Origin of the sequence: Paenibacillus roseus (assembly GCF_016424485.1) — a bacterium.
Taxonomy (GTDB): domain Bacteria; phylum Bacillota; class Bacilli; order Paenibacillales; family Paenibacillaceae; genus Paenibacillus_D; species Paenibacillus_D roseus.
The window spans coordinates 17212-42137 of record NZ_JAELUP010000013.1 but is presented as its reverse complement, the minus strand read 5'-3'; the positions used below and the strand labels follow the sequence as shown (position 1 = coordinate 42137).

Sequence of the window (24926 nt, the reverse complement as noted above, 5' to 3'; positions counted from 1 at the left end):
GTATATTGATTCGGCGCCTATTTTTTTATAAAAGCCGCGATATCCTGAATAATTTGCGGAGATACATTAGATGGCTGCGCGTACTCGATTCCTACAGACACATCCTTATATTCTGCCAGCAAATGGTTCACATGCGGATAGGACTTGAAGGTGACATCCCTCCTGTTCTTCAGCGCAGATTGGAGCTGTTGAAATTCCGTAAGCGGTACCTGCCAGTCATTTTCTCCTTGGAGCACAAGAAGGGGGCCAGTCTGCAGCGCGGCCTTGTCGGCTGTTCTGTAATCACGCATTGCATACCACCAGTAAGCTGATTGGATCGGGAAATGTTTAGGCAGATTATCTTTGGAATACTGTTTATCATTAATAAGAGCTGCGAGTTCTTTGTAGAAAGTCACATTTTGTTCCTGCACATCGGTAGGCAAGTGCAATTTCTTCATTCTTTCCAGCAGCTCTTGCTGCTGCAAGGACAGTACATCCTGGAATGTTCCAGCAGGACTTGCGATCATCACAGTGCCCGCGATGCCGCCGCTCGTATCTCCCTCCAAAATAAGCGGAATGGCGAATGCACCCTGGCTATGTCCTGCTACATAGATTTGACGGCTGTCAATATCTTTTATGTCTCGCAGAAGATCGACAGCTCTGAGAGCGTCATCTACCGTCTCTTCTTTGATTGTAAACAAAGGGTTGAACGCAGACTTCATCGTGTGCTGATAAGTAACTTTATCATACTGCAGAACAGCAATTTTCTGGCTGGCAAGTCCGACCGCCAGATCATGGAATACTTTGGCGCCGCCAATTGTAGAATCACGGTCATGCGGTCCGGAGCCATGTACGAGCACAACGGCAGGGAAGGGGCCGTCCCCTATGGGCAAGGTCAGAGTGCCTGGGAGTGCCAGTTCACCCTCGCCAATCCGGATTTCCTCTCTTGAACATAGTCGCCCTTATCGTATGCCGGTTTTTGGTAAACCTTCGTATTCGGAGGGAAGACGCTGAAATCATCCACCAGTCCGTCTGCTTGGGCACGCAATATAAGCGTATAGGCGGAGTGGGCCGTTTTGTAGGTAATGGCCGTATTCGTATGAACGCTGTTTCTGGTGACTTGCAGGTCCAATTCCTTCTCCACCTTGCCAAACAACTGGTCGTAGCCTTGCAGAATGGCCTGAAGCCCCTCAGGGGACGGGATCGCCTTCTTTAAGGCTGGACTAAGCGAAGTATAGGCTTCCTTATAATTATGATTTGCCGCTGCCTCGATAAACAAGGCAACCGGCTCTTCCTGTTGCTTGACCGCAAAGGCCCTGCTTAACAAATCTTCAGGGATATGAGTTTGATATTGAATGATCGTGACGGCTTGTCCAGTGTCGAACGGCTTGCCGTCCAGCAGCGCCTTGCCCTCATCAACAAACAGGAGCAGTTTAGACCCGTCTTTGGTGACAGTAGCGATTCGATTCTTCTCGTCCCAGCTTACGGAAGCGCCGGTTTTGGCTGCGGCAAAGCGAAGAGGAACCGTCTTGTTTGACTTGTCTGTGCTCAGTGATTGCAGAGCGTGATTATTGCCCCCGGCTGCGATAGCGGGGACGGAAGAAAGCAGCAATGCTGCGGCAAGCGACAGAGCGGCTGCTTTTCGAATGTCTCCCGATTTCTTCTTCATTAATAATTCCTCCCTTTTCAACAATGGTATACTAATAAATACGTTTTTATGAAACGAATGGTTCGTCCGCTGCAAGATTTATTACTATGCAAGTGCAGAATGACGCAAACTTGGTGAAAAAGAAAAAACATGCCAGGCGTACGAAAGGAAGTGCGCGCCTGGCACGTTGTGAAGAGCTAGCCATTGAACATTCATCTTTCACGTTTAAATCTTGAACAGTGAGGTTTTCTCTTGCAGATGCAACGAGGCCTCCTTCAGATTGCCGGACAACTGTTGAAGCTCATGAGAGACTTGCTGCTGCTGTTGAGATATTTCGCTCATGCTCCCCATCCGGTCATTCACATCGGATGAGATATTAGTCATCGTCTCCACAGATTCAACGATCAGGTTCATTCCGCGGCTGATCTCACCGATTGCGATGGAAATATCATTCACCTGCTCGGATAGAATGCCGCTTTGCGACTCAAGCTGCTGGAAGGTGAGACTTGTATGCTCACCAGCTTCCTTGGTCTGCTGAATAACGTTGCCGAATGTTGCCATCTGGCTGCGGCTCTGTTCCAGATCGGCCTGAATCTGCTTCAGCTCGGCTGAAATATTTTTGGCGATATCATCGGTCTGCCCCGACATTTTGCGGATTTCTCCGGCAACAACGGCAAATCCACGACCATGTTCGCCTGCCCTTGCCGACTCGATAGAGGCGTTTAAGGATAGTAAATTTGTCTGCTCATTAATATCCTGGATGCCCCGCAAGAACACCGAGACATTGGCATAACGGATCTCAATCGATTTGAAAGCTTGCATCAAGCTGTCAAACTGCTTGATCGTCTGATTCATCTGTACCATAACTTCGTTCATCCGCTGCAGGCCGAGCTGTGAAGATTGGCGCATCCGCTGCATATCTTCATTGATGTGTTGGCTGGAGGCATCAATTTCCTGGGAGCTTGCGGACACTTGCTCGGTAATCGAAGAGATTGAGGAGGTCTCTTCGTATTGGTTTGCAAGTATGGTTTTACTCGTTTCAATGCTGTCCCTGACCGATTCCGATGCTTTGATGTTCTCTGAGGACTGCTCATCCATCGCTTGGGATATGCGGAGAACCTCATTTCTGACATGGTGGGTTGAACGTATCGTACTGCGCAGATTTAGCCCCATTTCCTCAAGCATCTTATCGATGGCCCCGAATTCATTTTTCTTCTTATATTGTTCGGAGTAAGTAAAGTCGCCATCCTTATAAGAATTGATGCGCCTCGTAATGTTTTTTAGTCCCGACCGAATGTTCATGCTGACACGGATGGACATCAGGAACGGCAGCATCGCAAGAATGATGATATTGATCAGGATAACAGCTGTCGTCATATTGAGCCGCTCGGACACCGAATCCTTGGTTGAGGCGATATTGTTTTCAAACTTCTCATCCAGCTTGTCAGAAGAGTATTGCAGAATAACGGTGTAGGTTTCAATCAGCTTCTGTATGAGTTCGCCCGGCTCTACCTCAATGACGGCCTGATGGAGATTATTGCGAATACTGACAAGGTTATTAAAGGCCATATTGATGACATTGACCTGATTATAATATTTCGTTTCATCGGCTCCTGAAGGGAACTGAAGATCTAGCGCTTCGAAATCCTTCTCCAGCTTGTCCAACTGTAGAGGAATCTCCTCCAAATTTTCCTGAATCTTGACTTCCGTGGCGTCCTTCGGATTTGTGGTGCCGCTTTGGATGGAAGGAACCATCAGCAGCATCGTTTCCAGCAGGAGGTCGCTTATCGCACGATAGCCACGTTCCCGTTCCGAAAGTATGTTCGTGTCCTCAATGTCCTTGGAAATAACTCCCTGAAGCTTCATGATGGTAAAGCCTGAAGCGACGTTAACGAACGTAATAATAGCCATGACCACAATTAACTGCTTGACAATTCCTCCCCTTAAATTGATGAAGGAAAACTGAGGAAGTTTGAGCTTGTTTGTCTTCGTTTTTTTCACTTTCAATCTCTCCGCTCCTTTAAGTTGAACCCCGAAAGCGAAACAGAACCAAAAATGGCTATCCCCGTCAGGGATAGCCATTTGATATCTATCTCACGATCGGCAACCTGGCAACCATAGCAACAGCCTTAGGCCCATAGCTTTGCGTGCAATGCCTTTCGGCAAGCTTGCCATTTTCAGTTCTTGATAGTTATCTATGTATGGTTTTTGGTGGAGCTGTTTTCTATGCCCTGAAACAGGACTATCTGACCAACTCACCATATCGATTATAAGTCAGAATGAAAAATTTGTAAATAGTTGTCGATTTATCGCATGATTTGATTCTTTTTTAGTCAAAAAATCATGGTTTCTTTCTTCTAATGCGCCTCGGGTAGGGGATTAGAATGCCTATGTTAAAGGGAGGCAACAAAAAGCCGAACCTTGAAATCACAGATATCAAGGTTCGGCTTAATGGTAGCCAAACGTAAGTTTCATTTTTTTACGGGATTAGCGAGTAAATCCGCCACTTCATGCTTCCAGCGCTCTACATAACTCTCTGTTGCCCACTGCATCATAACGATCAATTCTCCCTGCTTTAGCGGGAGCTCCAGCGCCGGCTGCGGCGCCAGGGAATTTGTGTTGAGATAGAAGGAGATTTTTTGGCCAGTTACAACCGCAACCGTTTCTCCCGCAGGGGACGAATAGGCGTCCATTGCTTGCGGTTGCCGTTGCCAGATTTCCTCCCACGGAGTACTGAGCTGGTCGAAAGAAATCAACTCCTTGGGCATTGTCGCCGGCAGCACAGGTATTTTTGCGTTCAGGTTGCTTTGCTCCGGGAACTGCGCAGTCCAGCGTCCTGGCTTGCGCTCCACTGTCCATTGCAGGTCATTGTCAAGCCCTCCCTGATTGCTAGTATTCGGCAAAAAGTCGGACAATGGAACGTGGAGCTCCGTATTGGCCGAAAAGTCCAATGATCGGTCAGCGTCCAACTGCTCGATATGCTTGACCCATACATAGGACCTGGCTCCCTTCGTTGACAGCTCGCCTGTTACCTGCTGCTCTACCGCAATGTAACGATTGCCTGCGAAGGTGAGCTTCTCAGAGGTTAGCGTGTCCCCGCTATAGGGGGATTCTGTAACTTTTGACGGGAAAACCGTCTTCTTTTGATCCGCGCTCGGTTCAGCCGTTTTTTTCTTCTGTACTGAGGCCTGGGATACCGACAACACCTGTACCTCTTTACCAGAATGGGTTTTGCTTTTGGTAGCAATTTCTTTGAACCCCATCTTATATGGCATCAGAATCCCATCGCCGCTTGTAATCTGATGCAGCTGGCCGGAGTCCGGGGCAACCAGAACTGTACGGTATTCGCTGTAAGGGTAATGTTCATTATCCCCGCCATGATCGGTACGAAGGCCGATAAGCAGAGCGGATTTGAAAGTCGCATTATAACTGTCGGCCAAGCTATTCATAGCGCCGGCCGCTCCCTGGCTGCCTGTCTTCTCGGTAGGGATGCTTTGCAGCTGCTTGTTGGCGGATGGGAGCTGCAAAATGAAGAAAGCCGCGAACATCATAGCAATTGCCATGCCGCCTGTCAGGGCGATGCCAAGTTTCCGGCGCGAGCGATGTACGGCATCCTCCTGATCAAGCAGGAAAGCTTGCCGCAATATTCGATCCTGTAAAGCTTTGTCAAAACCATTTTTGCGAAAAGGAGGGGCTTCAAGCGGTTTAAGTTGATCTTTATCGCTCGGATGCATGTTGACGTCGCTCCTTTATTTGGGATAATTTCAAGCGTGCGTGATGTAATCTGGACTTTACTGTGCCCTCGCTGACATGAAGCAGTTCCGCGATCTCCTTGAGCGACAGCTGGTGATGTGCAAACAGAATAATCGCTTCACGGTTTTTGACCGGGAGCTCCATGACGATCTGCCATAAATCGCTGGTCGTTTCCAGTTGCATGAATTCTTGCTCCGCAGAAACATGGCTTCTGCTATCGTTTGTAAAATAATCGACCAGGGTAATTTTTCTGAAGTAGGCGGAACGCCTGTAATCCAGCACAGTATTGCGGGTTATGGTCAGCAGCCAGGTTTTAATGGAGGACTCGCTGCGGAAGGTGAACAGGTTTTTGTATACCTTAATAAACACTTCCTGGGTGATATCATCGGCCACTTCCCATTTTTTAATCATGCTGTAGGCGTAGTTCCAAACATCCTTTCCGTACGTTGTCATCAGTTCATTCAGAATCTCTTTTTTATCTTCACTGTCGTTCAGTGCCTTCAAGTAATCAAATTTTGTATCGGAACTCAAAGCGGCCACCTCTATCTATAGACGAAGTTATCGTCGGCTCGGTTCATCTTTAAAATAAATTATAGGCGAATGAATCTTAAATTCTCAACTTTCGCAGAGCGAAAATTGACTTAAATCTTTGGAACACTAGGCTTTCTCAGCAATCAGATACCTAACTTGCAAAATAGAAAAACACCGCTTTGTTTGGTAAAGTGAAGGTAACTAGCGATCACTACCAAAACAGAAGAGGTGTCTTCCCTTATGATAGATCATGGAACCAATTGAAAGCAACTACCAAATAAATTAAAGTTTGTAGTTCAAGACTGAACTCCATGAACTATTTTCGACCCTGTTGGCCTTGAGTTACATGCAATCAACTGCCTGGTTTTTTCTACTACACTCACTATCATACATGGAACAGAGTGAGTGGACATTCATTCTTTTAATGGGGGAGTTTTATGCGAATAGAAGAACTTGATCAGCTTTTTAAGAAAACCAAATTGCCATTCAGGTATTCATTGGAAGATGCGGAGAAAATACTTAGAGACAAGTATAACGCAATCGAGATCGACAAGGAGATAGTTGGCAGTTTGAAGAAAGACCCTCTTGTTGAATATGATAATATTATAAAATGTTATAGGGTAGATGATAGTAAAATTCTTTCCGCTCTTTTTAATGATAATGAACGGAGTATGCATGCTGAGTTTCGGCAAATCAATGCTAATGAGCCAATATCAAATTCTGAGGTCACGGAATCTGAATTACTCTGGAGAGATATTCAAGAAGGAAAGTTCCTCCAAATAGTGCTCGAAAGTGCAGATAGGGAGTATATTTCTTCGTTTACTTTACAAGGTCTCAGCGAAAAGATATTACATGAATTGATTTTAATTAAGGGTATTCCACCAGAAGAAGGTTACATAGGGAACCCCGCATATGAATTTTTCTTGGACTTTTTGCACAAAAATGATTTCATTTAAACTGGTTCCGCTCTATTGAACAAAAGCATCGTTGAAGAATCCCAAAAGGAGACTCTTGAACGATGCTTTTGGCGTTTGTCGTGGAGATCCCTCCTCAGCAGCGATAGGATCGCCAGTTATAGCTATCTAACATAATGCCAACAAGAAATTGCCTGGGTTGTACGAAGCCAAGACGCAAGCCTAGCGTGTAACGGCCTCTTAATGGCCGAGAATATGCTTGTACACTTCAACGGCCCGCGCACGGGAAGCCTTCAGGTCGACAATTGCATGCGGACGCGGCTGGTGAATTTCACGATCCGACAAGCCGGACAGTTCGGGCAGCCAGCGGCGGATGTAGCGCCCATGCGGATCATGGGTTGTAGATTGGGAGACAGGATTCATGATTCGAAAATAAGGGGCGGCATCATATCCGAACGAAGAGCTCCACAGCCAGCCGCCCTTGTTCAGCGCATGGTCATAATCTGCAAGATGCATGCGGAAATAGGCTTCGCCCAGCGTGAACGGGCAGAGCAAGTTTTTGGTGAGAAACATGGCGGTTACCATGCGCAGCCGGTTAGGCATCTCGCCAGTTTGGTTCAACTGGGTCATGGCTGCATCAATGATCGGAATGCCGGTCTCTCCGTTGGCCCATGCTGCGAAATGCCCATCGTCCAGGGCGGACATCTCGTATTGCTGCTCACAGGTGAAGAAATCCTTGCTCAGGGCTGCCTGGTACAGGTAGAAGTCCCGCCAGCAAAGCTGGCGCAGCCACAAGGCTGCTGCGGGCATGTCTGCCGCTGCCTCATAGGCGGTTCTAGCTGATAGCGCCCCGCTGTTCAAGAAACGGGACAGACCGCTTGTACCGTCCTCCGCATAAACATCGCGTCGCTGCTCATAAGCATGTATCCTCTCGTCTATAAATCGTCTCAGTACCTGCTGAGCATTCTGGTCTTTGCCGTCAGCATGCAGTCGCTTGATACGGCTCCAGGCAGCCGCAGTCTGCAACGGCAGTTCATAGCGCGTTGCGATTACTTCATTTAAAGGGTTGACGGTGTCAAGATCGGAGATCGTGGCACTTGCAGCACCAGTGTAATAAGTCTGCATAAAGCTGTTCCATTTGCGGTAAAACGGGGTAAAGACTTTGTAAGGCTCGCTGCGACCTGAAAATTCTTGAAACTGGGCATGCGGAGCAAGCGGAAGGTCTTCTACAAATACAACTGGAACAGAGCGCAGAGCAGTTGCGGCAGCAAGCGCTGCATCCCGCTTTTTCGCATACGGGGTGTAGTCGGCATGTGCTACAACGCCTTGAATGGGATAGGCCTCCAGCAGGTCGGCGGTGATTTCCTCCGGTCTTCCGTAGAGGACATGAAGTTTCCTTCCAGCTGCCTCATAGGACTGCTCCAGCCGGGCAGCGTGCTCCAGAAATTGCTGCCCGCTATGTGCCTGCATCCGCTCCTCTGTCAACAGCAGGGGATCGAGAATAAGCACATGCAGGCCGGGCAGCCCGCGGCGCTTGAGAGCGTCAAAGGCGCGCAAGTCGTAGGTTCGCAAGTCCTTCCTGTGAATGAACAAATACATGGGCGAATGCTCCTGTCGGTTGATTATAAAAAAGAAAACCGCCAGAGCTTGCTTCGCAAGCCGCTGCGGTTCCATAATTATTTCATGAAAATTAGTCCGTGTCCCCGCCGTTGTCAAGCACTTCATCCGAAGGCTCGTCAGCGTATTTCTCAAACGTCTCCGTGCTCATGACTCTTCTTGCCGTCACGTAACGTTTCGCATAGTAGGATTCCTTCAGATCACTGATGATAACACCCTTGCTGGAGGAAGAATGGGCGAACTTGCCGTCGCCAGCATAAATACCTACATGGGAAATGCCTTTACCGCTGGTGTTGAAAAAAACGAGATCACCGGCTCTTAAATCATCCTTATCCACTTTTTTCCCGACTTGAGCCTGGGAACCAGATGAACGCGGCAAATCGAGTTTGAATTGGTTGAACACATAGGAAGTAAATCCCGAGCAGTCGAAACCTTTGATTGTGGTTCCGCCATACTTGTAGGGTGTTCCAATCAAATCCGCGATGACGTTGTCCATCTTGGAGTTTGCGGATGCCGTTCCTGCTGCAAATGACAGGATGACAGCAAGAGCCAGCAGTGACAAGACTGCTTTCTTCAAAACAAAAAAACTCCTTCCGGCGCCTACGAGGTTAGCTGTGGGGTTCGGTTGAAGGTTCCCTATGAATCCCTCGGCCAGCATCTGTAATCTAAAAGCTGGCGGGACTCAATTCACCCAAAGTGGTTCCCCCGTTTCCCTTAAAATCAGGAATTCGGCAGTGTATTACGTGCACGCTTACTATTCGAGTTTTTTCATCCTATTCCTCCTTTTGTCACAAAATGTTCACATATTTACTGCAACTAAATGCAAAGAACCGACTTTGTTCGTTTTTCTGCTGGCGAAATGGCTCAAATTAGGCCTAAGCATTGCCGATTATCGTGGCAGCTTGGACGATTGCCTGAAAGATTTTCGTCGGCAAAAAAATCTGCCTTCCTTCATTGTATGAAGGAAGGCAGATTTTGAGATAAGCTTCGTAAAAACCGGGCCTTGTCATCTATTTAATCCGATTGCGAATGACGGCCTTGCCAGACTCGATACTGGCAAGCCAACGTCCATACCTTGAGCAATGCACGTACCAGGTAAAGAGACTGGTGAAGAATAAGGGCGAACAGTCCTGCCCAAATGAGTGACACTGCGGAAACTGCTAGCCCCACTCCCAGGCTGATTGCAAGAAGAATGATCGAGATGCCCGCCAGAGGGACCAGACATCTAAGGGAAGCCGTCATCGATTTCCATACCCCGGCCTTGGCTACCACCCCGAATTGTACGGCCCGGAACAACAGATGCAGCAGGCCGCCCCATGCGATCCAGGCTGCGGCATACGGCAGCAGGTTCAGGAGCAATTGCTCCAAAGACCCGCTGCTGTACAGCAGTTGAGAGCCCTTGGGCAACAGATGCCAGGCAGGGGCGAGCAGCAGCAGCATCTCAATCAGGTAGAGAGCGAAGACGGGCTTCCATGCCTGCCTTATGCCGCGGAGAAAGTGGGTTCCGCGCTCATCCTGTGTATGATGGATGGAGTAGAGCAGACCTGCATGTATGAACGGGGTCAGCAACATGCGGGAGATGAATAGAGCGCCGAGCATCCATAGATAGGGCTCGATCAGGTCCGTCTTGACCAGCCGGAACTGGGCTTCCATGAGAAAAAGCTTGACCGCCGAATCGGTCGGCATGGTGTCGGGATACCGTTTGAGCAGGGGGACTACAATGTCACTGACGCTTCGGTACAGGAAGAAGCCCCATAGCAGTTGGTACAGGAACAACAGTATCACAATTGGAAAATGCTTTGTCGACAGCTTCCAGCCTTGCAGCAAATGCTGTTTCATCTCGTTCACCTCACCAGCTTACGGAGCTGAGCAGCCCCTCGATTACTTTGACAATGCCCAAATTCCAGCGTCTGCTTGTTTTTTCCGAAATCTCTGCTTTCATAAAGTTGTTTATGCGCTGATTATCCAACACAATAGCGTTCTTAGGGTCTATGGCGGCGAAGGACAACGGGGCGCTGTGAAGCAGCTTGTATTGAATATGGTTGCTTTGACCGTCCCACTCTTTAGAGAGCGCCGTCCCGTCTTTGAACTGGAACAGCACAGGCACCTGAGGATAATCTCCGCCATGCTTGCGGATCAGGACGACGGACTCGTACATCGTTTTTCCGTCCTGTATGACCGGTTCAATACGAATTGACTCAATAGCAAAATCGGCTGTCAGACCGCCGTATACGTATTGGCGGAAGTAATCGTCCCACTTCTTGCGAGTAACCTGTTCCACGACCCGCTGGAAATCAGCGGTCGACGGATTTTTGAACTTGTATTTTTGAAAGTAGGTTCGCATAATTTTACGCATCGTTTTTTCTCCGACCTGATTTTCAATGTCGGTAAGTACCAGTTTAGCCCGCATGTACACATTTTCCGCATAGTGATCATGGTCGCGATAAGACCAGGACAACTGTTTGAGCGGGGCCGGATCGGTCATATAGCTGGCCTCCACGAGATGCCGGGGCGCCACTCCGTATACGCTTTCCATCACTTTGTCCTCCGAATAGGAAGTCAGGCCTTCATCCAGCCAGGCCTCCTCGAATTCATTGGAAGCTACCATGCCGTACCAGTATTGATGTCCGATTTCATGCACAATGACACGTTCAAGCTCGTATCCCGGATTATCGGTTGCCGCTTCAAAACCTGTCACAAGGGTTGGGTACTCCATACCTCCGGCACCGTTGCCGCCTTTGGGTGGAACGACAATAGACAAGGTGGAATACGGGTACTCGCCATACCACTGAGCATATTTGGCTAATGCGGATTTGGCGGCGTGAAGATAGCGGTCCTTCAGATTAATATGAAGCGGGTCAAGATAGAGCTTGATTTTGACACCCGGTACGCCCGGCGCAGAGAATGGTTCTTCCGTATAAATGAAATCTGGTGATGCCGCCCAGGCAAAGTCATGGACATCATCGGCATAGAATTGATAGGTTTTTGTCTTTCCGTCGTCCACGACGGAATGAGTCGGGAATCCGGTAGCGGCTACGATATAGCCCGCAGGAACCTGAATGTTAACGTTATAGATTCCAAAGTCGCTGTAAAACTCCGAGTTGCCGTGATATTGATGCGTATTCCATCCGTCTTGCGTGCGCCCGCGTGTCCCTGATGTCTCATATTTGGCAATTTTGGGGAACCATTGGCCGGCCATGATAAAATTGCCCGAGTAGCCCATACGCGCAAAAACCTGAGGCAGCTTAACCTGGAACGCCATTTCAAGCGTCACCGACTGACCAGGACCTACAGGTTGCGGCAGCTTCAGCTTGGCCAGCGTTTGGTCCTGATTATTGCCGTCGTCCGGCTGTACATAATGGAGACGGGGAAGCAGGCTTTCACCTTCTGTCGTTCTCAGGGACTCCAGCTGCATATAACCCTGGCTGTTGGCAGCGGCCTTGTCCTGACGCAGCTTGCCGCCGGATTCGCGCATAAAGGTGCTGTTCTCCGACTTGAATGCATTTGGATACAGATGGAAGAACAGCTCTGATACCTCCCGGTTGCCCGGGTTGGTCCAAGTAACCGTCTGCTGGCCATGCAGCACTTTCTCGTCTTCATGCAGGTGGACGTTGATATGATACTCGGCAACCCGTTTGCTGAGCGGCTGCTCTTTTGGCGGAACGGGTGTGCCTGAAGACTCAGCCTCTACCTTACGGGGGGCAGGGGGTTCAGACTGCAGAAGGACAGAAGCTGCGGATACGGACCCTGGTGTAAAAGAATAGTTGTACATGGACAGCCAGGCGTCGCCAACTCCTTGCTGGAGAGTAGCGCCGAGAAGGGCGGCTGTCGTAATTGCCAGGATAATTTCTTTCATGCGGCGTGGGATCATTCGTCGATTACCTCCCGTTGACAAGCATCTACAGCATGTATATGTTGGCTTTTCCCGGAATATTAGCTAAAATGGAATTATTCTGAGGACAGCCTGTAAAGCCGTGCCTTGAGCGGTTTTTTAGAACATATAGTCTACGAGGGACGAAGCTTTTGCCCGTCATAAGCCGGCAAAGCCGTTTGCGCTGGAAATAGACGCATGTATTGTGCTGTGCCTGGATCATGTATTTGGAAGGGGTGTGCCGTTATGACGGAACAAGGCAATCAGCCGGAGAAGAAGGAAAAAAAATCGTTGGCGCTGAACGTGGTCAGCAAGAAAGAACACAAGGGCTTTGGGGCGGGTTCCATTGATCTGAATTCCGTATCCTGCATTATTATAGATGGCGACGAGGCTTACATTGATATTGGGGCGATGCATGCCAAGAGTAAAATCGAGCGCGGCATCAAATTCAGCACCAACCGTGAGGATGTCCCGAATGGCCGCCAATGCTGGATTGTCTGGGTAGCGGTGGACCGCAGTGAAGAGGGTTCGTATTATGCCGGGGCAACGGCTTGCGAGATGTGGATTGATACCGAGGCCCGTCGCGGCTGGAAGATTCTCGCTGATCATGTCAATCGTCTGGACTATGCCATCAAGCGCCGGGTGATGATCGATAATCTTGGAACCAAAGAACAGGGATTGCTGCGCGATTTGCTCATCAACCATAATGAGGAATGGTGGAACAACTCCGAAGAAGTACGGGTAGCGCTTGGAGGTTGACGGCTGCCGGAGGCAACTATATAAGTTCGAGGAAAGAAACAACAGCGATGTGAAGAACCTTCCATATGGAGGCGCTGCTGACATCCGTTCGTTTAACTTATATATCAAGTCATAAGCTTTACGGGTAGACCGCATTACAGTTAAAGCTGGTTTCTACATGAACGCTGGTGCCGGGAACGGCGCTCGGCTTTTGCGTACAGCTGCTGTGTCATGCGGTCTGTTTGCTATTCCCGTGTCCAGGTGAAACGCTGGCGGTATTTGCGCGGGGAGAGTCCTTCTATTTTGGTGAAAGAAGAAGTGAAATAGGCAGGCTGGTTAAACCCGACTTCTTCGGCGATCCGTTCCACAGTCAGGTTGGTCTGCAACAGCAGCAGTTTGGCCTGCTCAATTCTGACCTGCAACTGGTAGACAGCGGGCGGGCAGCCAAACATCCTCTGCATACAGCGGGCGATATAGACCGGGTGGAAATTAATGCTCTCCCCGAGCCTTTTCGCAGAGAAGCTCTCCTTGTAATTCTCCCGCAAATACGACGCGGCCCGCTCGGCGCATACGGATTGTGGAGAAGGGGTGCCGGCGCGGAGTGATGCCGACAACAAAAGGATAACCTCCTGGAACAGCGCTTGCTGCTTGAGCCGGATACCTGACAAATGAGTGCTCTGATCCATCATGATAAGCTGATCTATTACTTCGGTCAATTTTTGGGGCTGTGCCAGCTTCACGAATTGAGGAAGCGCCACTGTATACGAAGTCGTGGAGAATGCGGAGAGTCGGACTGGCCGCTGCGTTTCCTCCTCAAAGGCTGTATCCCGCTCTGACCTGTAGGTCTCTTCCCCGATTGCCGTCCACTCCCCAAGAATATTGAAATGGAGCCAGTAATGGGTCGTTTCCTCCAGACAACCTGAATAAGCGTAGTGGTGTTTGTCGGGGCGCAGCAGCAGCGCATATCCTTGTGCAACCTCATAATCATGCTCGTCTTCTCCGACGTAAAGACAGCCTTTGGTGACAATCAGGAGATCGAAGATCCCGATATTCTGGCGGTTTGGATGCTTGGACCCGATAGGCATTGGCGTTTTCCCGCTCACAATGTAATGCGGGAGCGGCGGTGCGGTGAATAGAATAACGGACATGAAGGCGCCCTCCAAGGTGAATAATTTCCAGTTGGAATATTGAAAGATTGAGTTGATAATTTGATACAACAAACAGAGTATACCATCTATAATTTGTTTCAGGTTAATAAGTTTGATTATGGGAAACAGGTTAGCTCCTAAGTGCAGGGGGTTGTAATAATGAAAATTCAAGACAAGAGCAAAAAAACTAAATATTCCCTGTGGTTGTTGGCATGGCCGATCTTTATTGAATTATTCTTGCAGTTTCTAATAGGGGCTGTAGATACACTTATGGTCAGCCGGATATCGGACAACGCAGTTGCTGTGGTCGGGATATCCAACCAGCTCTTCAATGCGCTTACGACGCTGTTTGCGACGGTGGCCAGCGGGGCAGGCATCGTCATTGCCCAGAAGCTCGGGTCGCGGAAAGAGGAGGAAGCGCGGACTGTGGCGATTATTGCGCTCAAGGTCAGCGCGGCTATCGGTTTTGGCCTGAGTATGCTGCTGGTTCTATTCCCGCGACCCATTGCGATCATGCTGCAACTGCCGCACGACTTGCTGCCGCTGGCGGAAACATATATTGCAATTGCAGGCGGAGGAATGATTCTGGCGGCGATTATGACAGCGCTCAGCACGGCCATCCGCAGCACGGGCAATACCAAAGCCCCGATGTATACGGCGGTAGGCATGAACATCATCCATATTATTTTGAATTACTGCTTCATATTCGGAGCGCTTGGAATCCCTCAGATGGGTTTGACCGGAGTGGCGATCTCTACTGTAGCCAGCCGGCTGCTGGCTACGTTTGTGCTGCTCTTTATTTTTCTCGGCGCGTTCCAGCGCAGGATCGAGATCAAGGATATTCGGGTGTTCGACGGCAAATTGTTTAAGGAAGTGATGGCAATCGGCTGGCCGCTTGGGGTAAGCATGGCGAACTGGGTATTTTCACAGCTGGCGATCTTCTCCTTTCTCGCCATTCTCGGATCGTTGGAGCTGGCCGCCAGGACCTATATGAATACGCTGGAGTCGTTCTGCTTTCTGCTCGGTTATTCTCTGGCGTTGGCCGTGCAAATCCAGATTGCCAACCAGTACGGGGCGGGCAAAACCAAAGAGGCCTACAATTCGCTATACCGCGCGCTTGTGGTCGGGCTGCCGCTGGTTACCGTCAATGCCTTGATTGTGGTCTTGCTGGGTAAGTATGTACTTGGCTTATTCACAAGTGATGCCGACATTCTGGCGCTTTGCTCCTCCTTGTTATTGCTGAATTTGGTGCTCCAGCCTGGGAAAATGATCAATATGGCGCTAGGCAATGCGCTCAACGCGGTCGGGGATACCCGGTTCACGATGGTCATCTCGCTATTCTCGATGTGGATTGTAGCAACCGGCTTCTCCTATTATTTAGGCGTGTCCATGGGCTGGGGAATTGTCGCGATTTATGCCTGCATGATTGCAGATGAATATTTGCGGGGCGTGCTGTCCTTTTTCCGCTGGAGAGACCGCAAATATCTGCGTACCAGAGAAGAGTCGCTGAAACGGGAGCAAGAGCTGGCCGTCGGCCGCCAAGCTGAGTCGGGCGTTATTGTTGAAGTCTGACCCGGTTATGCTGTCAGCAATCTATGGCCAACGGCTGCAGCTCCTTATGTCTAAACAGGCTAGGGGTGTTTCTTATTCAGGAGTTGAAACTGTGAGTCGATATGCAGTACAGTGTGCATAAGATGAAGTACACAGGAGGGCATACCAATGAAACAGGATAAATATACGGCTGCCAATCCGGTAGCGCTCATTACCGGTACGTCCAGCGGCTTCGGGTTGCTGACTGCGCTGGAATTGGCTGAGCGGGGCTATCTGGTCGTGGCAGGAATGCGCGATCTATCAAGATCGGATGAATTGAGGCAAAAAGCAAAAGCAGCAGGCGTGGAGAAGCATCTTCATTACGTAGAGCTGGATGTGACCGACGAGGCGGAGATTGAGGAGGTTGTCACAGGAACGCTTCAAACCTATGGGAGAATTGATGTACTGGTCAATAACGCCGGGTTTGCGGTTGGCGGTTTTACTGAAGAAATTCCGATGGAGGATTGGCGTTCGCAGCTGGAGACGAATTTCTTTGGGCTGGTTGCGGTCACCAAAGCTGTTCTGCCTGCAATGAGGCAAAGAGGGGCTGGTCATCTCATTAACGTTGGGAGTGTAAGCGGTCTGGTCGGATTCCCTGGTTATGCTCCTTACGCAGCCTCCAAATTCGCCGTTGAAGGCTTTAGCGAAAGTCTGCGTCATGAGCTATCGGGCACAGGCGTCAAGGTGGTGCTTGTAGAGCCGGGCTCCTTCAAAACGCCCATCTGGGATAAAGGATTGCAAAATATCCGTCGCCAGCCGGATTCCCCATACGCCTCCAGACTTGAAGCGGTGCTTCGCTATTCCAGGAAGTCAGCCGAGACTGCGCCGGACCCGGTTCATGTCGCCCGGTTGATCGGCCGAATTACCGCGATGTCCTCTCCGCGACTGCGATACAGGATTGGTCAAGGGTCAACAGCGATGATATGGAGCAAGACGCTCCTCCCGTGGAAGTGGCTGGAGTGGATGTTGCGCAAGGCTCTGGGCGGGAAATAGCTGCGATGAGTAAATGGGTGAAGACGATATTGTTCCTGGCGGGCTCGGCTATTTTGACACGCTTTATCCCGTTCGCCTCCTTTTTTCGCAATCTGGACACGATGGTGCATGAGTTTGGTCATGCGATGGCGACGCTTTTGCTGTCTGGCAATGTATTGCGGATTGATCTGAATCCGGACCATAGCGGCGTCACTTATTCCATGATGCCTTCCTCTTCCACCTGGGGAATAGCGGCGGTCAGTATGGCGGGGTATGTGACAGCGGCCCTCGTATCGGTGCTGCTATTCTATTTGTATCATAAGCGCTATCTTAAGACGGGACTGTTGTTCATTACGGCTGTGGCGCTGGCGAGCGTTATTTTCTTCGTTCATGAGGGATTCGGTCTTTGGTGGCTTCTTGGCCTGATTTCTTTGAATGCTGTTGTGCTGTATGCAGGCACACGTCCCGGCAAGTGGGACCAATATGGAAAGCTGCTATTAAAAGGCTATTATCTGCTGCTGGCTTTCTTGACCCTGGAGGAAGCAGCCTTAAGCCCGCTTGTGCTGGTAGTCTATTCGGTTACTGACCCTGCTGCTGCGGGGGATGCGGCCAATCTGGCGAAATCGACTTCGGTCCCGGCTCTGGTCTGGTCCCTGTTGTTCACTGTATTCTCATTATATTGCGCCAAACTATCCTTGGGCTGGTTTGTAAAAGGGCGCCAGCCGCGAAGTCATGATGGCGGGATGCAATAAGCCAGTTGCAAGGTCAATAGCCCCTTTCATTCACGTATAATGGCGAATGAAAGGGGCTATTCGTGTGGTGGCTAGCTGTCCCACCACTGTTTGAGATGCTGCCACCAGGACTGGCGCTTCTGCTCGCCCAGCGTCCCGGCTCCTTCTCCCTGATGAACAGCCTTATCGTTATCAGGCCCGTTCTCTACATCCGCGCAGTATTCGGTAGGCTCGGTGCCGGCTGCGAAGGTTTCCAGACGCTGCTCGTCTGCACAGGCTGCATTGGCGAGTTTTCCGGTCAAGGGATTGATATAGACGCTGACAACACCCTCGGGAATAGGGAAAATCTTAGGCGGCACCGACTCCAGTGCTCCCTCTATAAACTTCGCAAAAATCGGCGCGGCCTTATGCGACTCGGACACTGAGATGGTCCGCCCTTTGTCGTAGCCCACCCATACCGCAGCAGTCAACTCCGGCGTATAGCCTACGAGCCAGGCATCGGCAGCCGTCGTGCCGGTCTTACCAGCCACTGGACGCTTGAGTACCGAAGAGACCCGATTACCGGTCCCGCCTGTTTCAAATACACTTTCCATCAGCGAGGTGATGACATAGGCATTCGCTGGGGTTATGATCTGTTCTTTGCGCGGCGAAGCCTCGTAAATCACCTCGCCGCGGCTGTTTTCGATACGCAGTATTGCAGTCGGCTCTGCACGTGTTCCTGCACTTGCAAAGGTACTGAATGCTGACGCCATCTCGAACGGGCTGACCGGGAAGGTTCCCAGCGCCAGAGAAGGAACAGGGTCGAGTTCGCTCTCAATCCCCAGCTTGCGCGCCATGGAGATCACTTTTTCGGCGCCGACCGCCATAATCGTGTTGACCGCATAGATGTTATCTGAGCTGGCAATTGCAGTACGCATATCGATATTGCGATTGAAATACCGCTCATTATAATTGTGCGGCTCATAGGTGTAGCGGCCCTCGTCGTACGTAAAGGCCGTCGGCTCGCTCATGAACGGGGTCAAGGGCGTCATTCCGCCCTCTTGCAGCGCTGTAATATAGACGAGCGGCTTGAAGGAAGAGCCCGGCTGGCGCGTTTTGGCAAGTACCCGATTGTACTGATTCTGCTTGTAATCTCTGCCTCCAACCATCGCCTTCACATAGCCGGTCCGGGGATCGATCGCGATAAGAGCTGCCTGAAGCTCGGAATCCTGGGGAAGACCCTCGGCCACGGCAGCCTCCGCAGCCCGCTGGGCAACCGGGTCCAATGTAGTGAAGATACGAATGCCCCCTTCATTAAGCAAGTTCTCATCAATTCCAAGCTTGTCTACAGCCATAAGCCGAATGTAATCCCTGAAGTAAGGGGCGAATCCTTCTTGCTGCCCGTCGCCCAGTGTCCGGAACGAGAGGATTTCCGCAAAGGCCGATTTGGCCTGGTTGGCTGTAATATAGCCGTCTTCCGACAAAATCGACAAAATGAGCTTCTGGCGGTCCTTGGCTTTCTTCATATTGTTAAAGGGTGAATAGTATGTTGGCCCCTTCGGAATACCCGCAAGCATGGAGCTTTCGGCCAGGGACAAGTCCCGTGCCGGCTTGCCGAAGTAGAGACGCGAGGCAGCCTCTGCACCATAGGCGCCGTGCCCATAATAGATCTGGTTGAGATACATCTCCAGAATTTGATCCTTGGAGTAGGTTGTTTCAAGTTGAACCGTATACGCCGCTTCCTTGAGCTTGCGCTTCCAGGTGCGCTCGTGAGAAAGGTAGAGGTTGCGTGCAAGTTGCTGAGTCAGCGTACTGGCGCCCTGCTTGGCCTTCCGGTTCTCCAGGTTGACGAAGGCGGCGCGAGCCACTCCCTTCAGGTCAAACCCGAAATGCTGATAGAATCGTTGGTCCTCTACGGCAACGGTAGCTTGCACAAGGTAAGGGGAAATGGCATCCAGCCGTACCGATTTGCGGTTTTCGCCAGCAAGGAAGGTGTCCATGACATTGCCCTGGGAGTCATACATTTGCGAGGACTGGCTGATTACTGCCGCGGGCAGGGATTGAGAGCGCAAATAAAGCAGCAGTCCTGCTATTGTGATGAGAAACAGCAGAGCGACCGCCCCTGCTATCTTTAACAGTCGGACTAGTCTGCTCCACAATGTTCTGGGCGGCCTTTCGCGCTTCGCGAACAGTCGGAAGAGCTGCTTAGGGGAAAAACGGGATGACGATTTGCTCATGGAATAGCTACCTCCCAACCAGTGATGAAGAAGACCCGCGGTGTGCGGAAGATTTGCAATCGGTTCTGTTTTTAGTATGGAAAAATTTCCAAGGGTCTATTCACGCGCTAATCCGCTATTCCAGCCCCCTATCCCATTTAGCAAAAAAAGATAAGAGTTGTCCGGCAACAGTTGCTTTTTGCTGGGGTTTTACTATAATTACGGGAGAAACACTGAGGGTACCAGAAGGGAGTTGTCGAGATGGAACTGTGGTACACAGAAAAGCAGACCGAATCTTTCGGAATAAATCTTGAAACACTCGAAAGTAAAAAAAGCGGTGCTGGTTGATATTGATGGCAAAGTGATCGAATATTCCAAGAAGTATTTGCCGACCATTGCCGGGGAACTGGACAACCCTCGTGTAGAAGTGATCGTGAACGACGGATTCATGCATATCCATAACCACAAAGATACGTATGATGTCATTATGGTCCATTCCACGGAGCCGATAGGGCCAGCTGCCAATCTGTTTACCCGCGGGTTCTACCAGGGCATCCACGAAGCGCTGAAGGCAGACGGAATCTTCGTTGCCCAGACGGACAACCCCTGGTTCAAAGCTGACCTGATCAAGAGTGTGAACAAAGATGTGAAGGAAGTATTCCCGATTGTGCGCGTATACGGCGCGAACATTCCTACCTATCCGAGTGGTCTGTGGACCTTTACGATGGGCAGCAAAAAGTACGGTCCGCTTGAGGTGGACGAGGCTTCGATTCCGGAGCTACATACCAAATACTATTACCCGCGTCTTCACAAAGCGGCAATTTATGCTGCCGAAGTTTGTTGAAGATCTTGTGAAATAATACGGACAGAGGAGACTGACGTCAAATGAAACTTGATCAGCAATATTCAGGCAATGTATTTATTCTCAGCTCGGAGGATTATGCAGCTTCCAAGGCGGTATTGTACGGTATGCCGATGGACTATACGGTGTCTTTCCGCCCAGGCTCCCGTTTTGGCCCTGCACGGATTCGCGAGGTATCGATCGGCTTGGAAGAATACAGCCCGTATCTGGACCGCAGTCTTGAGGAAATTTCCTATTTCGATGCTGGAGACCTGCTGCTGCCGTTCGGCAACGCAGCCCGCAGCCTCGATATCATCGGAGACTTCGTCCGCGGCGTGCTGGCGGATGGCAAGATGCCTGTCGGCATGGGTGGAGAGCATCTCGTCTCCTGGCCGATTTTCCGCGAGATGTACGCCAAATACCCGGATCTGGCGATTATTCATTTTGACGCTCATGCGGACCTGCGCGAGCAGTATGAGGGCGAGCCGCTCTCGCACTCGACACCGCTTCGCAAGGCTGCCGGTCTTATCGGCGGCAAGAACATCTATCAATTCGGTATTCGTTCCGGCTCCCGCGAGGAGTGGGCGTTTGCACGGGAAAACATTAACTTCTATCCGTTCGAAGTAGCTGAGCCGCTTAAGAAGGTGCTTCCCGAGCTTGCAGGCCGTCCGGTCTATCTGACGATCGACATTGACGTTCTCGATCCTTCCTGTGCTCCGGGAACAGGCACAGCAGAAGCTGGCGGCATCACCTCCAAGGAACTGCTTGAAGCTGTGCACGCGATTGCTCGCTCAGGCATTAATGTTGTCGGCTGCGATCTGGTTGAGGTAGCGCCTGCATACGATCCGACGGAGCAGACGCAGATCGTCGCTTCCAAAGTTATTAGAGAAATGCTGCTCGGCTTCATCAAGTAATTTTCAACTTTTTGCAACAACCAGGATGATAGCACTTGCTTTTTATAAGAAATGTGCATATAGTTTTCACATACACAATTTTTATATCGGAAACAGCAAAGAACAGGAGAATATGCCGTTTGAATGCTGCCATAGCGAGCCGGGAGGGTGGGAGCCGGCGCAGATCACGGCATAATGCGCACCTGGGAGTTGATTATTTGAAGGAAGCGGCCGCTCGTACCAGCAGCGGAGATGCTTCTGCGTAGAATGATCCGGTCATTCCGTTATCATGTCTTGAGAGGATCGCCAGGTTGGCCTGACGATACCAGAAGAGTGGCACCGCGGCTAACCCCCGTCTCTTTCGTATAAGAGACGGGGGTTTTTTGTGGATATCGAAGCGTTTATTTGCGTCTAGTTTAAAAGGCATTCAGGCGGATGCTGCGAAAGGCTGTCGGGGTCAAACCCTCCTGCCTTTTGAACATCTTGATGAAATAGCTTGGATGCTCATAGCCAACCTGGACAGAGATGGATTTGACCTCTGCGTCAGGCTGAAGCAGCAGCAGCTCTTTGGCCTTTCGGATGCGGATACGCGTCAAGTATTCGATCGGGCGGACGCCCAGCGATTGCTGAAACAGCACGCAAATATGCTGGGGGCTGACTTGAAGGAGGCCGGCCAGTTCGGCAAGCGTAATCAGACGGCTGTAATGCTGCTCCATATAGCGAAGTACCGGAGCAAGCACATCCATCTGCTGCTTGCGGGACCTAAGCTCTGTTCGAGAGCCGTACCTGTATACGTCCAGCAGCAGCGCATAGACTTCTGCAGACACCTCAAGTCCGGTGGACGGATGGGGATTTGATTGCAGCAGGATCATCTCTTGCAGATGCTTCAAGGTCCCGTCCGGGTTGCTGAGATAGAACACCTCGGACTTGAACAGATCCAGGTCTTTGAGAATTTGCGCTGCATGGTTGCCGGAAAAGGTAATCCAGCGCAGACCCCAGGGCTCCACCAACGGTCTATAGGCATGTGCCTCATTAGGTAGCAGCAGGAAGCCTTGCCCCGGGGATACGGTCATCTCGCGATCTGAAATTCGCAAGAGGCCCTTGCCGCTGGTCGTTTGCAGCCATTGAAAATCGTTGAAGCCATGGGGTCGTTCTATTGGGGGCTGATTGATCCAGCCGCCGAGACTGGTCATATAAACTGGCAGTCTGCGCTCGAGGTCGGCCAAAATGGGGAACAGACTGAAATCGATATCGCAACTCTCCCTTCTCGCAGTTACTGGTCAAGCTTGCTATTTCCATCATAACGAGGTTTGGTCTTCATGCCAACCAGACCGTTAGAAAGCGGGGGAATACGGTTGAATAAAAAAAAGCGCAAGGTCCGCATCCGGCTGGAAAGCCGTCAGGAAGATGAAGTCACCGTTCATGACTATGAAGGCGAGTGGATTCCCAAGCCCCGCTCTGCATATGTGCTGTACGAGGAGAGGGAGGAAGGGCAGGACCCGGTTCGCACGACGGTCCGCATCGGCCGAGGCGAGCTGACTATCAGCCGTCGCGGCCACATCCGCTCCGAGCAGCGTTTTATAGAAGGTCTGAGACAACCGGGGGCGTACAGTACCCCGGGAATTCAGTTCAAATTAGAGACTGTCACGGAGCAGCTCACGGTGCTGCAGGGCGATCACGGTGAACAGGGGGCGCCGGAGCTGCCGCTTGACATTGCCTGGAGCTATACGCTCTGGATGAACGGACAGCATATCGGCCGGTTTCAACTCCGGCTGCAAATTCAGGAGGTTGATGAACAATGAGTATCAATGTATTGGAAACGACATATGCGCGTTTGAAACAAACGATTGGGTCAGCAGTTGTAGCAGCAGGGCTTGTCGAGGAACAAGAGCTGCCTGTTTTCGTACTGGAAGTTCCGAAAGACAAGGCGCATGGAGATCTGGCTACCAATGCCGCGATGCAACTGACTAAGCTGGCCAAAAAAAACCCGCGCATGATTGCTGAAGCCATTATCGCCAATCTGGACAAGAAAGCAGCAGGAATTGTCTCCGCTGAGATTGCCGGACCAGGATTTATTAATTTCCGTCTGGACAAAAGCTATTTGTATCCGGTTATTGCCGACGTGCTGAATGCCGGTGACGACTACGGACGCACGAATACCGGAGCCGGCCAAAGCGTGCAAATCGAATTCGTCAGCGCGAATCCGACGGGCAGCTTGCATCTGGGTCATGCACGCGGAGCAGCTGTAGGAGATGCGCTGTGCAATGTATTGGACTTTGCGGGCTATGAAGTTACCCGCGAATATTATATTAATGATGCAGGCAACCAGATTAATAATTTGGCTTACTCTATTGAAGCCAGATACAAGCAGCAACTTGGCATGGATGCTCAAATGCCTGATGACGGGTACCACGGAGAAGATATTATCGGCTTTGCCAAAGAACTGCGCGAGCAGGAGGATGACCGTCTGCTGAGCCTGCCTGATGAGGAGCGCTTTGCATTCTTCCGTGAATTCGGATTGAAGCGCGAGCTTGACAAAATCAAGCGTGATCTGGAGCGGTTCCGCGTAGGCTTTGATGTCTGGTATAGCGAGACAGACCTGTACAAAAGCGGACAAATCGATGATGCCCTGGCGGCGCTGCGCGAGCGGGGGCAAGTATTCGAGGAGGACGGGGCCACTTGGCTGTCCACGATGCCTTTCGGCGACGACAAGAACCGCGTACTTGTGAAAAATGACGGCAGCTACACCTACCTGACACCGGATATTGCCTATCATCGCAATAAGTATGAGCGCGGATTCAACTGGATCGTGAATATTTGGGGAGCGGACCATCACGGTTATATTCCAAGAATGAAGGCTGCTATGGAGGCCCTGGGCAACAATCCAGATCAATTGATTGTGCTTGTCGCTCAGATGGTCAGCTTGTACCAGAATGGCGAGAAGGTAAAGATGTCCAAACGTACAGGCAAAGCGGTCACGGTTGAGGAACTGATGGACGAGGTGGGCGTCGACGCCATGCGTTATTTCTTCACCATGCGCAGCATGGACTCCCATCTGGATTTCGATATGGACTTGGCCATTTCTACCTCAAACGAGAACCCTGTTTTCTATGTTCAATATGCATATGCGAGAATTTGCAGCATCTTTAGACAAGCAGAGGAGCAAGGTGTTTCAACAGAGGGAATGGCAAGTGCCGATTTCTCCAAGCTGACCGCGGAAGCGGAGTTCGATCTGCTGCGCAAGCTGGGCGAGCTCCCGCAAGAAATCGCCGAGGCTGCTGCCCAATATGCGCCGCACCGGATCGTCCGCTATGTGTATGAGCTGGCTTCCCAGCTTCACAGCTACTACAGAGCGGAACGTGTAATTACCGAGGATGGTGGACAGACGCTTGCAAGGTTGGCGCTGTTGGCGGCTGTACGGACGGCCATTGGCAACGTGCTGCGTCTGCTTGGTGTAACTGCCCCGGAGAGAATGTAAGAGAACAGCCCGTTGAGCAAGGCGCTT

21 protein-coding genes, 1 pseudogene and 2 riboswitches are annotated in these 24926 nt (G+C 50.7%); of the genes and pseudogenes, 10 read left to right on the top strand and 12 right to left on the bottom strand.

Annotated features, from left to right (window positions below):
* Positions 1-17: 17 nt before the first annotated feature.
* The 5 genes from JFN88_RS05090 to JFN88_RS05070 form a co-directional block, all read right to left on the bottom strand.
* Positions 18-872: an alpha/beta hydrolase family protein gene (locus JFN88_RS05090; protein ID WP_199018248.1), complete on the bottom strand. Its 855-nt coding sequence runs from the start codon at positions 870-872 to the stop codon at positions 18-20.
* Positions 873-874: 2 nt separating this feature from the next.
* Positions 875-1648 (bottom strand): copper amine oxidase N-terminal domain-containing protein, encoded by a 774-nt coding sequence (locus JFN88_RS05085; protein ID WP_199018247.1) that lies wholly within the window; start codon positions 1646-1648, stop codon positions 875-877.
* A 204-nt stretch (positions 1649-1852) separates the two neighbouring features.
* Complete coding sequence (locus JFN88_RS05080; protein WP_332908437.1) at positions 1853-3628, bottom strand: methyl-accepting chemotaxis protein; 1776 nt, start codon at positions 3626-3628, stop codon at positions 1853-1855.
* 98 nt (positions 3629-3726) lie between these two features.
* Positions 3727-3810: riboswitch (cyclic di-GMP riboswitch) on the bottom strand.
* Positions 3811-4098: 288 nt separating this feature from the next.
* Positions 4099-5361, bottom strand: a complete 1263-nt coding sequence (locus JFN88_RS05075) for a hypothetical protein (protein WP_199018245.1) — start codon at positions 5359-5361, stop codon at positions 4099-4101.
* Entirely contained in the window at positions 5345-5833 is a 489-nt protein-coding gene (locus tag JFN88_RS05070) for an RNA polymerase sigma factor (RefSeq protein WP_199018332.1), read from the bottom strand. Before JFN88_RS05070 ends, JFN88_RS05075 begins: the two co-directional genes overlap by 17 nt.
* Positions 5834-6348: 515 nt before the next feature.
* On the opposite strand from JFN88_RS05070, the gene JFN88_RS05065 reads away from it, so the two are divergent.
* Positions 6349-6867: a hypothetical protein gene (locus JFN88_RS05065; RefSeq protein ID WP_199018244.1), complete on the top strand. Its 519-nt coding sequence runs from the start codon at positions 6349-6351 to the stop codon at positions 6865-6867.
* Between the two features lie 198 nt (positions 6868-7065).
* Here JFN88_RS05065 and JFN88_RS05060 read toward each other — a convergent pair whose 3' ends face one another.
* The 4 genes from JFN88_RS05060 to JFN88_RS05045 all read right to left on the bottom strand — a co-directional run bounded on the left by JFN88_RS05060 (position 7066) and on the right by JFN88_RS05045 (position 12313).
* Positions 7066-8424: a cryptochrome/photolyase family protein gene (locus JFN88_RS05060; protein ID WP_199018243.1), complete on the bottom strand. Its 1359-nt coding sequence runs from the start codon at positions 8422-8424 to the stop codon at positions 7066-7068.
* A gap of 91 nt (positions 8425-8515) precedes the next feature.
* Positions 8516-9019 carry a C40 family peptidase gene (locus JFN88_RS05055; RefSeq protein ID WP_199018242.1) on the bottom strand — a complete coding sequence of 168 codons (504 nt, stop codon included), beginning with the start codon at positions 9017-9019 and terminating at the stop codon, positions 8516-8518.
* Positions 9020-9024: 5 nt separating this feature from the next.
* A riboswitch (cyclic di-AMP (ydaO/yuaA leader) is annotated at positions 9025-9186 on the bottom strand.
* A gap of 270 nt (positions 9187-9456) precedes the next feature.
* A complete protein-coding gene (locus JFN88_RS05050; protein WP_199018241.1) occupies positions 9457-10281 on the bottom strand; it encodes a hypothetical protein in 825 nt (274 codons plus the stop codon).
* A gap of 10 nt (positions 10282-10291) precedes the next feature.
* Complete coding sequence (locus tag JFN88_RS05045; RefSeq protein WP_199018240.1) at positions 10292-12313, bottom strand: M1 family metallopeptidase; 2022 nt, start codon at positions 12311-12313, stop codon at positions 10292-10294.
* Positions 12314-12559: 246 nt separating this feature from the next.
* Between JFN88_RS05045 and JFN88_RS05040 the strand changes: the two genes are divergently transcribed.
* A complete protein-coding gene (locus tag JFN88_RS05040; protein WP_199018239.1) occupies positions 12560-13072 on the top strand; it encodes a YwhD family protein in 513 nt (170 codons plus the stop codon).
* A gap of 224 nt (positions 13073-13296) precedes the next feature.
* Here JFN88_RS05040 and JFN88_RS05035 read toward each other — a convergent pair whose 3' ends face one another.
* Positions 13297-14199, bottom strand: coding sequence for an AraC family transcriptional regulator (locus JFN88_RS05035; protein WP_199018238.1), 903 nt, complete (start codon positions 14197-14199; stop codon positions 13297-13299).
* Between the two features lie 159 nt (positions 14200-14358).
* Here JFN88_RS05035 and JFN88_RS05030 point away from each other — a divergent pair, with 159 nt between their 5' ends.
* The 3 genes from JFN88_RS05030 to JFN88_RS05020 all read left to right on the top strand — a co-directional run bounded on the left by JFN88_RS05030 (position 14359) and on the right by JFN88_RS05020 (position 17513).
* Entirely contained in the window at positions 14359-15771 is a 1413-nt protein-coding gene (locus JFN88_RS05030; RefSeq protein ID WP_199018237.1) for an MATE family efflux transporter, read from the top strand.
* 147 nt (positions 15772-15918) lie between these two features.
* Positions 15919-16782: an SDR family oxidoreductase gene (locus tag JFN88_RS05025; RefSeq protein WP_199018236.1), complete on the top strand. Its 864-nt coding sequence runs from the start codon at positions 15919-15921 to the stop codon at positions 16780-16782.
* Between the two features lie 5 nt (positions 16783-16787).
* A complete protein-coding gene (locus tag JFN88_RS05020) occupies positions 16788-17513 on the top strand; it encodes a M50 family metallopeptidase (RefSeq protein WP_199018235.1) in 726 nt (241 codons plus the stop codon).
* Positions 17514-17584: 71 nt separating this feature from the next.
* Here JFN88_RS05020 and JFN88_RS05015 read toward each other — a convergent pair whose 3' ends face one another.
* Positions 17585-19708, bottom strand: coding sequence for a transglycosylase domain-containing protein (locus JFN88_RS05015; RefSeq protein ID WP_199018234.1), 2124 nt, complete (start codon positions 19706-19708; stop codon positions 17585-17587).
* Between the two features lie 286 nt (positions 19709-19994).
* Between JFN88_RS05015 and JFN88_RS05010 the strand changes: the two are divergent.
* The 3 genes and pseudogenes from JFN88_RS05010 to JFN88_RS24770 form a co-directional block, all read left to right on the top strand.
* Positions 19995-20547: pseudogene (locus tag JFN88_RS05010) on the top strand (spermine/spermidine synthase domain-containing protein); the annotation flags it as partial.
* Between the two features lie 25 nt (positions 20548-20572).
* Entirely contained in the window at positions 20573-21442 is an 870-nt protein-coding gene (speB, locus tag JFN88_RS05005; RefSeq protein ID WP_199018233.1) for an agmatinase, read from the top strand.
* Between the two features lie 119 nt (positions 21443-21561).
* Complete coding sequence (locus tag JFN88_RS24770; protein ID WP_269846514.1) at positions 21562-21687, top strand: hypothetical protein; 126 nt, start codon at positions 21562-21564, stop codon at positions 21685-21687.
* Positions 21688-21837: 150 nt separating this feature from the next.
* On the opposite strand, the gene JFN88_RS05000 is transcribed toward JFN88_RS24770, so the two are convergent.
* On the bottom strand, positions 21838-22614 hold the full coding sequence (locus tag JFN88_RS05000; protein WP_199018232.1) for an AraC family transcriptional regulator: 777 nt from the start codon (positions 22612-22614) through the stop codon (positions 21838-21840).
* Positions 22615-22776: 162 nt separating this feature from the next.
* Between JFN88_RS05000 and JFN88_RS04995 the strand changes: the two genes are divergently transcribed.
* On the top strand, positions 22777-23223 hold the full coding sequence (locus JFN88_RS04995) for a YwiB family protein (protein ID WP_199018231.1): 447 nt from the start codon (positions 22777-22779) through the stop codon (positions 23221-23223).
* Entirely contained in the window at positions 23220-24899 is a 1680-nt protein-coding gene (gene argS, locus JFN88_RS04990) for an arginine--tRNA ligase (RefSeq protein WP_199018230.1), read from the top strand. Before JFN88_RS04995 ends, argS begins: the two co-directional genes overlap by 4 nt.
* Positions 24900-24926: the final 27 nt, after the last annotated feature.